We start from the raw sequence: 11,475 nt of genomic DNA, 5'->3' as shown, positions 1-11,475 counted from the left end.
CCCCGTCGGGCCGTTGTCGATGGGAAAGGCTTTCGATATGAGCGATGAACCCGAGCGGATCGAGCAAGGATCCCATCCGGAGCGCGAGGAGGGAAACGGCGCCCGCACGGCCGCTACGGCTCTGGTCGCCTTCGGCACGCTCGCGCTGCTGTTCGCCGCGGCCGTGGTGGTGTTCCTGCTGATCGCGGAGTTGACGCGCGGCCAATGGATGCTGGCCGGCAGCGCCGTCGTCGTGCTGGCGTTCCTGCTGTGGCTGGGCAACCGCCTCGTCCACGTGGCTGCCAACCAGAACAAGAACCCCTTGGGCTAAGGCGGGCGCCCTCGTCCTTGAAAGATGCCGAAGGGGGCCGTGCGGCCCCCTTCGGCGGTGTGGGCTTACTTGCGCTTGCCGCCTCTGCTGCGCTGCTGGGCGAGGCTGGCGCGATGAGCGCGGCCCGGACGGAGATCGGGACCGCCCTTCTTCGCCGAAGACTGCGCGGGGCGCGCGCCTCCGGACGCGGGCTTGCCGCTGCGCTGGCCGGGCTGCCCTTGCTTCGCGTTCGCCCGGCCCGGCTGCTGGCGGTTCGGCTGGGCGCCCTTCGACGCGACGGGCTTCTTCGGCGCCTTGCGCTTCGGGGCGTTTTTCGGCGCGTCTTCGGCCTGCGCCTGCTCGCGGGCCTTGGCCTTCTTGCGCTCGCGCGCGGCCATCTCCTTGGCGGCCTGCTTGATCTCGGGGTCGCGGCGCGCGTCGGCGCGGGCGGCCTTGCCCGCGGCCTCTTCGGCGGCCTGCTCGGCATCGAACGAAGGCACCTCCATCTCGGGAATGGGGCGCTTGATGAGCTTCTCGATGTCGCGAAGCGCGTCGGCCGTCTCGGGGCTTACGAACGACACGGCGAAGCCCGCGGCGCCCGCTCGACCCGTGCGGCCGATGCGGTGGACGTAATCCTCGGGCTGGGTGGGCAGGTCATAGTTCACGACGTAGTCCACTTCCTCCACGTCGATGCCGCGCGCCAGCACGTCGGTTGCCACGAGCACGCCCGTCTTGCCGGCGGCGAAGTTGTCGAGCGCGCGGCGGCGCTGCGCCTGGCTGCGGTCGGAGTGGATAGCCTCGGCGGTGTAGCCCGCGCGCTTGAGGCGGCGGCACGTGGAATCGGCGCGGCTGCGCGTGCGGGCGAACACGATGACGCGGTCGGAGCCCTTCTCGGCCAGCACGGCCTTGAGCAGCGCCGGCTTGAGGGTCTGCGCCACGTGGACGATGTACTGCTCTACGGTGTCGGCCGTCTCGCCCTTGTGGGCGATCTCGACGAACGCCGGGTCGTGCAGCAGCTTGCCCACGCTGTTCTTGATGGACGCGTCGATGGTGGCCGAGAACAGCAGCGTCTGGCGCGAGGCGGGCGTGGCGCCGATGATCTTCTTCATGGCCGGCCAGAAGCCCATGTCCAGCATGCGGTCGGCCTCGTCCAGCACGAGCACCTCCACGTCGCCGAGGCGCACGGCGCCCTGTTCCATGAGGTCGACCAGGCGGCCCGGCGTGGCGATGAGGATGTCCACGCCGTGCTTGAGCTTGTTGATCTGCGGGGTGTAGGACAGGCCGCCCACCACGGTGAGGATGCGGTGATGCGTGGAGGCGGCGATGGCGGTGCACACCTCGCCGATCTGCTGGGCCAGCTCGCGCGTGGGGGTGACCACGAGCATGAGCGGGCCCTGCCCGCCCTTGGCATGGCCCAGGCGGTCGAGCGAGGGCAGCGAGAAGGCCGCGGTCTTGCCGGTGCCGGTCTTGGCGGCGGCGATGAGGTCGCGCCCTTCGAGCGCGAGAGGGATGGCCTGCTCCTGGACGGGCGTGGGCGCTTCGTAGCCCAGGCGCGCGACGGCTTCAAGAGCCTGGTCGGACAGGCCGAGTTCGTTGAATTGCTTCATTTGTCTCTGTTTTCTGTGTCGGTGCGGCACGGGTGCCGCTGATTGCAGGTGCGGGGTCGATCCGCCGCGTCATGCATTTCGGAAGATCGAGGCGCAACCGAGCGAACGTCGGGCGCCGAACAACCAGTATACGCTCATCGGTCGACCTCCGGTCCGATGAGCGCATAATGCACAAACCTGGTACCAAGCCGACGCGAAACCCCGTCTGCGCCCTTAGCGGATGTGGGCGGGCTTCTTTCCCCAGTAGAAGTGCAGCAGGTGCTTGCGGTAGCGCGGGTCGTCGGGGTTCTTCGGCGCGGCTATCAGGCGCAGCGTGGCGTTCGCGATGTCCTCGGCGGCGTTCGGGTGGCGCAGGAAGCTGCCGTTGATCAGCATGGCGTGGGCGCTTTCGGGGTTGCGCGCCACGTGGCGCAGCGTGTCCAGCAGCTCGCGCGCCGTGGTCACGTGCATGGCGGCGCCCAGCGAGGTGAGCATCTGCACGTTCACCTTCTCCTGGCCGTACGCTTTGCCCAGAAGGATCATCGGGACCTGCGCGCACAGGCACTCGGTAACCGTGAGGCCTCCCGACTTGCAGATGACCAGGTCGCTGGCCGCCATGAGCGCAGCCATGTCGTCCACGTAGTCGAGTACGGTGGCGTTGGAGAGCCCCAGATCGTCGCATTCCTGGCGCAGGTGGCGCGCGTAGTCGGCGTCGCTTCCGGCCACGAACACGAAGTGCAGCGTGTCGTCGAAGCCGTGCAGGTAGGGCAGCAGCTTGTCCAGCGCGGTGCGGAAGTGCACGTAGGGGCGGGGCAGGTACGCGCCCGCCAAGGCCAGCACGATGCGCCTATCCTGGGGCAGCTCCAACTGCTCGCGCACGGAGGGGCGGTCGTAGGCGCGGCGGAAATCGTCGCGCGTGGGGATGCCGGTGATGAGGATGCTCTCCTCGGGCACCTTGCGCGGGCGCAGCGTCTCGGCCATCGACTCGTTCGCGACGCAGAACAGATCGGCGGCCTTGTGCGGCCAGAGGCCCTCGGTCTCGTAGTCGGTGGGAACGCACACGATGGGGTAGTGCTGGCCGGTCAGCATGCGCGCCGCCACGGCCACGTTGGCGGCGGTGATGTGCGTGCACACGATGGCCAGCGGCTGCCTGTCGCGCACGTAGTCGGTGAACTTCGAGTACATGAGGTGCGACCAGATGGAGCCGCCGCCCCACAGAAGCCGTCCGGTGAGCGTGAAGCGCCAGGTGAGGTCGTAGATGGGACGCGTGGCGCCCGTGAACAGCGACGCAGCGTTGTTTCCGTCGAACACGATGCGGCCGTAATCCAGCACGTCGATCACCTCGATGTCGAGGTCGTCGGGGATGGGAGGCTGGCCGTCCGTCCGCTCGCCGTCCGCGTCGCGCATGAGCTCGAACGCCTGCGCGACGGCGTAGGCAGCGCTGCGGTGGCCGGAGCCCACCGATGCGTGCATCACGATGACCAGGGGCTTCTTCAGCTCGTCTTCGGGAGGCGCGAGCGCGCCGTCGTCGGCGTCCGCCAGCTCGATAGAGGCGGGTTCGTTTTCCGGCGCGAGCGGGCGCGCAGTGTTCTCGTCGGTGTCCATGTCATAATCATACCGCAAACGGGCGGCGTTCGGTGCGAGCGTGCGGGGCGCCCATCGCATCGCCGCATCTGGGAGCGGCTCGACGGCGATGCGCGGGAGCGGGTTGATCCGGCAGGCTCTCCGGCGTCCGACGTTCGCCGGCTCGCCCACGCGGCGGCGGGTCCGATGAAGCGCGAACATGTCGATTGCGGCACATGTTGGCACACGAAAGACGCAGGCAAAGAAAAAGGCCGGAAGCGATGAGCTTCCGGCCTGGCATTTCGTGGTGCCCCCAACGGGAATCGAACCCGTGTCTCAGCCTTGAAAGGGCCGCGTCCTGACCTCTAGACTATGGGGACGGCTTGCGCGATTCCTAGCTGGAAAAGCAGCCTGAACATTATTACAAAGCGAGCGCGTCATTGCAAGCGTTTTTTTCGAAAGCGAGCGGACGCGCCTTGCGGCAGCAGGTTGGGCAGCTGCGATACCGCCACGCCCAGCATGATGACGGCTATTCCGGCCGTCTGAAGCGCGTCCACGGGTTCGGACAGGACGAGCACCGATATCGCTATTCCGCATGGCAGCTCCGACGATGCCATGATGGTGGACAGCCCCGCCGAGAGGTGCGGCGTTCCGATGCCGAACAGCACCACGGGCACGAACAGCCCGAATACGCCCAGGATCAGCCCGTACTTCCAAATGCCGGCCTGCAGCGCGCCGCTTGAGAAGTAGTCGGGGCACACGGCGAAGCCGAGGATGCACGCGCCCAGGCACACGACGAGTCCGCGCTCGATTGGCGGCAGGTCGCAGCCGACGCGCGCCGACAGGAACATGAACGTCGCGCAGCTGACGGCCGACAGCAGCGCGCAGAGGATGCCGAGCGGGTCGAGATGACCCACCGTGTTCGAGAACAGGCCGCTCGCCAAGAGGGTGCCTCCGAGGATGACGGCCGCCGCGACGATTTCAGCGAGGCGGGGTTTGCGACGGGTGGCGACCACCTGGAATACGATGCCGATCCAGGTGAATTGGAACAGCAGCGTGATGGCCACGGACACGGGCAGCATGGTGAGCGCGAAGTTGTACAGCACGCAGGTGGTGCATGTGGCGAGGCCCAGCCCCAGCAAGGACAGCACGCGCTTGGGCGACAGCGGTACAGGGCGCTTGCCGAGGACGGTCAGCGCGGCCAAGGCGACGGCGAACAGCAGCGCGCCGAAGAACGCCTGGCTGGCGGCGGTTTGGGTCCACGAGAACCCCTCGGCGAGCGCGCATTTGATCGTGGCGGCCATCACGCCGTAGCTGGCGCCGCCGAGGAACACGACGGCGGAGTATTTCAAGGTGTTCTTCTGCATGGCGGCCATTGTAGCGCACGCCCGCGCGGCGGGCGAGTACAATAGGCGGCATGCCTTTTCAACATCACATACTCGACCATGCGGGCGACGTGCTGGACGCCGCCCGCGCATATCTGGAATCGTGGCTGGCGGCGGGTCTCGCGCCCGTGCTGCTGGTTCCCAGTCCCGCCGCTGCCGACCGCGTGCGCCGCGCGCTCGCGGAGGGGCCGTGCGCGCTGGGAGCGCGCGTGGAGACGCCTATGATGTGGGTGCGCGACAGGTGGGATCTGTTCGGCGACGGGCGCCGCATCGTGTCGTCGTTCGATCGCGCATTGCTCGTGCGCCGCGCCTGCTTGGAGACCGAACGGACGGCGCTTGAAGCCACGCCGGGCGTCGTCGGCCTGCTCGCGCGCTTGGCGCGCGAGGCGTTGCCGCATCTGACGGCGCCGGTCGCCGCAAACGCCGGTCTGAGCGCGGCCGAGCGCGATGCGCTCATGGTGCTCGAGCGTTACGCGGAGCTTCTGCAGGAGGCGGGGTGCTGCGAATCGTCGCAGGCGGCGGCTCTGCTTCCCGAGGCTATGGAGGCGCCCGCGCCCCTTGTGCTGGCCGGGTTCGACGACCTTGACTGCGCTGAGGAGCGGATGACGGCCGCGCTCGCGCAGCGGACCGACGTCGTTCGCCTCGATGACGGCTGCCGCGCCCCGTCGGGTGCCGACGGGCGCGCCTCCGAGCTGCAAGGGCTGTTGGAGCGTCTGTTCAAGCCCGCGATGCCCGAGCCTCTGCGCCCGACGGGGCGGGTGCGCTTCTTGCTTCCGGCGGGACGCTACGCCGCGCCGACCCTCGTGGCGAGCACGGTGGCGCAGGCCGTGGCCGACGAGCGCCTCCGCGCGGTCGAGGAGGGGCGCGATCCGCTGCCCGTTGCGGTGACTGCCCGCGATCCTCGCGCGTTGTTCGACGACGTTGCGGGCGCGCTGCTCGAAGCGGGCGCCGCCTCGGCCGTGAGTGCGAGCCGGGCGTTCGCCGACACCGCGTTCGGACGCGCGTTTCTCGCTCTGCACGCGTTCGCCTGCGGCGCATGGAGCATCGCGCAGGCGTCCGACTTCGCGCTCGGACCGTTCTCGGGCATCGGGATCCGAACGGCCTGCGAGCTGGATGCCGCGTGGCGCGGGGACCGCACGGTCGAGCGCGCGCGCATCGCGGCCGATCTCGCCCGCGAAAGCGAGGCGGCGGCCGACGCGCTGACGGCGCTGGAGGCGGGCGACGCGGACGGCGCGCTCGCGGGGTTCGAGGCGCGCCTGCGCGCACGTACGGACCTCGATCCGGCGTTTCGCGCGGAGCAACTGGCGGCCGTGTCGTGCGCGCGCAGGTTCGCGGCGGCATGCAGTCGCGCGAACGCGGTGTTCGACGGCGCATTGCCGTTGCTGGAGCGCATGCCGGTTTCCTCAAGCGCTCGGTCGGCGCGCGACGAAGGCGCGCGCCCCGACGCGCTGTTCATGTCGCTCGACGAGGCGGCCGAGCTTCCCGCGTGCTCTTGCGCCGCGCTCGTGCTGTGCGATCTCGACGCGGGCTCCTACCCGGTGCGGCTCGTCGAGGACGGCGGCACGCTGCTTCTGGAGAAGCTGGGCCTCGGCCGCCCCGCAGACGCGCTCGCCGCCTCCCGCCGCCGATTCTTCCGCGCGCTTTCGAGCGCCTGCGAGACGGTGGTGTGCGAGCGCGTGCTGAACACCGAGGATGCGAACGAGGCGTATCCGTCGGTTATGTTCGAGGAGCTGCTCGACTGCTACCGGGAAGCGGATGCGGGCGAGGACGACCGGGCGACGGGGCTTCCCAAGCCGCTCGTCGCCTTCGCCATGCTGGCAGGGGAGGACGCGCTCCACGACAACCTCGCGCTCGTCTGCGAGGGTGTGCAGCCGCGCGTAGGCAAAGGAGGGGCGACGCTGTCCTGGGAGCTGTCGGCCGCGGGCGCGGTGTCGCCCGAGCAGCGCCCGCGCATCGTGCTGCCGCGCTCGCCGCGCGAGGGGCTGCGCGGCGCCGACGCCGCGTTGGCGCTGTCGCCGTCTGCGCTGGAAAGCTACCTTGAATGTCCCTACAAGTGGTTCGCTCTGCGCCGTCTTCGCCTGTCGGAGCCGGACGCCGGGTTCGGGCCTCTCGAGATGGGCAGCTTCTCCCACAACGTGCTGCGTAGCTTCTACGAGCATTTCCGCGAGGCGGGGCATGCGAAGGTGGACTCCGCGACGCTTCCCGAAGCGCGCGCGCTTCTAGGCGAGACGTTCGACCGCCATCTGGAATCGCAACGCAACCTCAAGCGCTCGGTCAACCCGTTGATCCCGCGCACCGCCTTCGAACGCGCCGAGACGGCCGATCTGAGGAAGAGGCTCGTCCGGTTCCTCGACCGCGAGGCGCTGCTGCTGCCGGGCTTCGAGCCCGTGCGCTTCGAGTTCGATTTCGGCTCGAGCGAGCCGTTCCCGTACGCAGGATGCCTGCTGCGCGGCAGTGTGGACCGCATCGACGTGAACGGGGCCGGCCAGGCGGTGGTTATCGACTACAAGGGGTCGCTCAATGGCGACTACGCGCTGGATTCGGCATCGCCCGCCGCGCAGGCGGGCGGCGCGGTGCTTCCCCATAAGGTGCAGACGCTCATGTACGCTCAGGTGGCGCGCAAGGTGCTGGGTCTCGACGTGGTGGGTGCGCTGTACGTGTCGTACGGCCGCGATCGGCGCGTCTCGGGCGCCTTCGACCGCACGGTCGTGGGCGAGCGAGACGTGCCCGGCATCGACGTCGAGCGCTGCGGCGTGCCGGGGCCGGCAGGCGAGGCGCTGGGCGTCTCGTCGTTCGGCGAGCTGGTGGACGCGGTGGAGGATCGCATCGCCCGGGCCGTGCGCACGCTGGCCGACGGCTGCATCGGTCCCGATCCGCGCGGGGGAGACCCGTGCGGGTATTGCCCCGTGCTCGCCTGCGAGAAAAGGATGGGCGCATGAACCTCTCAACCTGCACCCCTGGTCAACGCCAGAGCATCGAGCACGTGCGCGGTCCCTTGCTCGTGTCGGCCGGCGCCGGCTCGGGCAAGACGTTCACGCTCACGCAGCGCATCGCCTATGCGCTTCTGCCCGAGAGCGGCCCTGCGGCGTCCGGCGTCGACGAGGTGCTGGCCATCACGTTCACCGAGAAGGCGGCCGCCGAGATCAAGGCGCGCGTCAAGCGCACGCTGCGCGCCGAAGGGCTGGCCGAGGAAGCGCTGCGCGTGGACGGCGCCTGGATATCCACCATCCACGGCATGTGCGCGCGCATCCTGCGCGCCCACGCGCTCGACCTGGGGCTGGATCCTGCGTTCGGCATCATGGGCGATGCGGAGCGGGCCGAAGCCGTGGCCGACGCCATCGACGGCGCGCTGGGCGACGACAACGATATCATCGCGCGCGGCTCGTACGCGGCGCTGTTCGACGAGTACCCCGCACGCTCGACGATGCCGCTCGCTCCGTCGGTGGCCTCCATGCTGCAGGCTCTGATGGACAAGGCGGCGGGGCTGCGCGGCGGCCTCGACGCGCTCGATTTCGGGCCGTCGCCCGCGCAGGCCTCGACGCTCGCGCGCGAGCTGCTGCTGGCCTACGAGGGCGTGCTGCCCGCGCTCGAGCGGGCGGGGAAGAGCGCGTCCGCCGAACGGGCGCCCGCGGCCGCGGCCGACGCGGTGGAGGCGCTCGGGGCGTTTTTGGCCGACGCGTCCGCGGCGAGCGACGCGCGTGCGCTGGCAGCTGTGGTCGACGGCTGCGCCTACCTGCCGTGCACGTTCGGCGGCGCCGACGTGAAGGCCGAGGTCAAAGCGTATCAAGCTGTGCACGCGCGCGTGGCTCAGAACGTCGCGCTCGCGCTGGCGCACCCGCTGGCCTCCGAGCTCATGGCGCTCGCGCGCGAGGTGACCGCGCGCTTCGAGGGTGCGAAGCGCGCCGCGTGCAAGCTGGATAACGACGACCTGCTCGTGCGCACGCTCGACGCGTTCGAACGCTGCCCGGACATCGCCGCGCGCTACGAACGCCGCTTCAAACTGGTGATGGTGGACGAGTTCCAGGACACCAGCCAGCTGCAGATCGACATGATCGCGCGCCTGGCCGGGCCGCGGTGCGCGCACCTGTGCACGGTAGGCGATGCGCAGCAGTCCATCTACCGCTTCCGCGGCGCCGACGTGAACGTGTACGAGGCTCATAAGAAGGCGATGCGCGCCGACGAAGTGGGCGCGCTCTACGTCGAGCTCACGAAGAACTTCCGCAGCCACGGCGACGTGCTGTCGTTCGTCGACCGCGTGTTCGAGCAGTCGACGGTGTTCGGCGAGGCGTTCATGTCGCTGGAGCCGAACGAGCAGCGCCCCTCCTGCTATCGGGGCAGCGCGCCGCGCATCGACCTCGTGCTGTCGGTGCAGCCCGCGGGGCGCGGCACCGGCGTGCGCACGGCCGATGCGAAGCGCGCCGGCGCCGAGGCCATCGCCCGCCGGTTCGCCGCGCTGCGCGAGGACGGCCACGCGCCCGGCGACATGGTGGTGCTGCTGGGCAAGATGAGCCGTGCGGGCATGTATGCCGAGGCGCTGCGCGCCGAGGGCTTCGAGTGCGTGGTGACGGGCGGGTCGCTGTTCGCGTCCGCGCCCGAAGTGCGCGTGGTCGCCCGCTTCGTGGAGGCGCTGGCGAACCCGGCGAACACGGCTGCGCTGTTCGAAGTGCTGACCAGCGACATGATGCGTCTGTCGGCAGACGACCTCCTCGTGCTGACCACCGAGGAGGATCCTGAGACGGGATGCGTGCGGCGGCGCGATCTCGACCGGGGCTTCGCGCGCCTCGCATCGCGCGCCGACGGACTGCCGCCGCGGCTGGCGCACGCCGTGCGCCTGTTCGAGCGGGCGCGTGACGAGTCGCGCACGCGCCCGGTGGCGACCGTGGTGCGCGATGCCGTGGTGCGTTCGGGGTGGATGGCACGGCTCGAGGAGGAAGGCGCGGCGGGCACGGCGCGAGCCGCGAACGTGCTGAAGGCCGTCCGGCTCGTCGATCGCCTCGAAACAGAGCGCCACCTGGGGCTGGCCTCCACGGCGCGCGCGCTGGCCGACGAGCTGGCCGTAGGATTGAAGGAGGCGCCCGGCGCGTTGTCGGGAGCCGGCGGCGACGTGGTGAAGATCATGACCATCCATGCTTCGAAGGGACTGGAGTTCCCCGTCGTGGCGTTGGCCGACTTCGCCGATGCGCGCGCGGGAAGCGGCAAGCTTCTGGTGGAGACGTGCGGTTCCGTCGCGCGCGCCTCGTTGGCGCCCGCAGCGTCGTTGGAGGCGTTTCCCCAGCTGGCGAAGCGCTCGGGCGCGGCTGCGGCCGGCGACGGCGAGGATGATGCCGATCTGCTGGCCGCTCGCCGTCTCGTAGAAGGGGAGGATGGGCCCGCGTGCGCTCTCGGCGCTTCGTCGTGCACGCAGGCGGCCTACCGCGCTCAGCTCGCGCGCCGTGCGGCCGACGAGGAGCTGGCCGAAGCGCGTCGCAAGCTCTACGTGGGCCTCACGCGTGCCAGCGAGGCGCTTGTGGTGGCGATGGACGCGAAAGCTCCCTCGGCGGGCAAGCCTCCGGCGTACGCCCCGCTCGTCGACGATATCCGCAGCGCGCTGTGCGGCGACGGCGATTTTCCCGAGGGCGTTGCCGAGCTTCCCTACGGCGGCACCGCGCCGGCCCGCTTCGAGCGCATCCTCGTGCAGCCGCCGGAGCCGCGCGCCGAGGAGGGTGTCGAGCCTGCGCCCGAACCGCGGCTGTTCTTCGTGCCCGTCGTGGACGACGCTTCGCGGTCGACGCTCTTCGCGGGAGGTTCGGCGCGCGACGATGCGTTCTCGTACTCGTCGATCGCCCCGAACCCGGTTCCGGCTCCGGCGGGCGAGGGCGCGCCTTTCGCCGCGGACGCGGACAAGGCGACGGATCTGGGCAGCGCCTTCCATCGGGCTGCGCAGCTGGCCGTCGAGACGGGAAGGGTTCCCGACGCTGCGCGCCTCGGCGTGCTCTCCGAGGCGTACGCTCTATCGACGGGACAGCGCGCGCGGCTGGCCGATGCCTGCGAGCGCTGGTTCTCCAGCGCGACGTACGCCGAAACGCTGCAGTGGGGGCTGCGGCGCGCCGAGGTGCCGTTCTTCGTGCCGATATCCGATGCGTTCGTGGAAGGGGAGATCGATCTTCTCTGCACCGACGACGCGCAGCTTGCGGGCGCTCGTGCGCTCGTGGTGGACTATAAGACCGGCGGTTCGGACGGCGAGGCGCCGGAAGCGCTGTGCTCCAAGCACCTCCTGCAGGCGCAATGCTACGCCTATGCACTGCTGCGGCAGGGCTGCGTCGAGGTGGAGCTGCGCTTCGCGCGCGTCGAGCGCGAGGATTCGGCGGGGGACATGCAAACCGTGACCTACCGCTTCACTGCCGAAGATCTCGACGGGCTGGCCGTCCGCATCCTAAGCGCCCGAAGGGCGTAGCGTTTTTCGCTGCGGGCCACCCGCTTCCGATGCGCCTTGACAGCATGAGTCCATCGCGTAGAATGTAATCGTCCGATTACATTCTACGCGAAATAAAACACCCCCCCATCAGGTATAATAAGGAAAGTTCGGCCAGAATTATTATTCTCTCAGCAAAAAGGTCATAAATCACGACTGAACATTGTTCAAGGCATTTGCTAGGATGATTGACGGGCAGGG

Annotated in this window: 6 protein-coding genes and 1 tRNA gene; 3 read left to right on the top strand and 4 right to left on the bottom strand. The window is 69.6% G+C overall.

The genetic code is table 11. The features are described from left to right. The first annotated feature begins 37 nt into the window (after nucleotides 1-37). Nucleotides 38-310 carry a hypothetical protein gene (locus GT590_RS06755; protein WP_021409225.1) on the top strand — a complete coding sequence of 91 codons (273 nt, stop codon included), beginning with the start codon at nucleotides 38-40 and terminating at the stop codon, nucleotides 308-310. Nucleotides 311-375: 65 nt separating this feature from the next. On the opposite strand, the gene GT590_RS06750 is transcribed toward GT590_RS06755, so the two are convergent. The 4 genes from GT590_RS06750 to GT590_RS06735 all read right to left on the bottom strand — a co-directional run bounded on the left by GT590_RS06750 (nucleotide 376) and on the right by GT590_RS06735 (nucleotide 4,805). Next, nucleotides 376-1,896: a DEAD/DEAH box helicase gene (locus GT590_RS06750; RefSeq protein WP_009608372.1), complete on the bottom strand. Its 1,521-nt coding sequence runs from the start codon at nucleotides 1,894-1,896 to the stop codon at nucleotides 376-378. A 213-nt stretch (nucleotides 1,897-2,109) separates the two neighbouring features. Next, entirely contained in the window at nucleotides 2,110-3,480 is a 1,371-nt protein-coding gene (locus tag GT590_RS06745) for a glycosyltransferase (RefSeq protein ID WP_009608374.1), read from the bottom strand. Between the two features lie 263 nt (nucleotides 3,481-3,743). Then, a tRNA-Glu gene (locus GT590_RS06740) sits at nucleotides 3,744-3,818 on the bottom strand. Nucleotides 3,819-3,875: 57 nt separating this feature from the next. Then, nucleotides 3,876-4,805: a DMT family transporter gene (locus GT590_RS06735; RefSeq protein WP_226844467.1), complete on the bottom strand. Its 930-nt coding sequence runs from the start codon at nucleotides 4,803-4,805 to the stop codon at nucleotides 3,876-3,878. A gap of 50 nt (nucleotides 4,806-4,855) precedes the next feature. Between GT590_RS06735 and GT590_RS06730 the strand changes: the two genes are divergently transcribed. After that, entirely contained in the window at nucleotides 4,856-7,762 is a 2,907-nt protein-coding gene (locus GT590_RS06730; RefSeq protein ID WP_009608306.1) for a PD-(D/E)XK nuclease family protein, read from the top strand. After that, on the top strand, nucleotides 7,759-11,256 hold the full coding sequence (locus GT590_RS06725; RefSeq protein ID WP_161170967.1) for an exodeoxyribonuclease V subunit beta: 3,498 nt from the start codon (nucleotides 7,759-7,761) through the stop codon (nucleotides 11,254-11,256). Before GT590_RS06730 ends, GT590_RS06725 begins: the two co-directional genes overlap by 4 nt. The last annotated feature ends 219 nt before the right edge of the window (nucleotides 11,257-11,475 follow it).

Origin of the sequence: Eggerthella sp. BIOML-A1, assembly GCF_009875595.1 — a bacterium.
Taxonomy (GTDB): domain Bacteria; phylum Actinomycetota; class Coriobacteriia; order Coriobacteriales; family Eggerthellaceae; genus Eggerthella; species Eggerthella lenta.
Note: the sequence above shows the minus strand (reverse complement) of the source record. Positions and strands in the feature narration are given on the sequence as shown.

Excerpts from the sequence above, each read along its gene's own strand:
- GT590_RS06755 (WP_021409225.1), top strand. The coding sequence starts at position 38 with ATGAGCGATGAACCCGAGCGGATCGAGCAAGGATCCCATCCGGAGCGC.
- GT590_RS06730 (WP_009608306.1), top strand. The coding sequence starts at position 4,856 with ATGCCTTTTCAACATCACATACTCGACCATGCGGGCGACGTGCTGGAC.
- GT590_RS06750 (WP_009608372.1), bottom strand. The coding sequence starts at position 1,896 with ATGAAGCAATTCAACGAACTCGGCCTGTCCGACCAGGCTCTTGAAGCC.
- GT590_RS06745 (WP_009608374.1), bottom strand. The coding sequence starts at position 3,480 with ATGGACACCGACGAGAACACTGCGCGCCCGCTCGCGCCGGAAAACGAA.
- GT590_RS06725 (WP_161170967.1), top strand. The coding sequence starts at position 7,759 with ATGAACCTCTCAACCTGCACCCCTGGTCAACGCCAGAGCATCGAGCAC.
- GT590_RS06735 (WP_226844467.1), bottom strand. The coding sequence starts at position 4,805 with ATGCAGAAGAACACCTTGAAATACTCCGCCGTCGTGTTCCTCGGCGGC.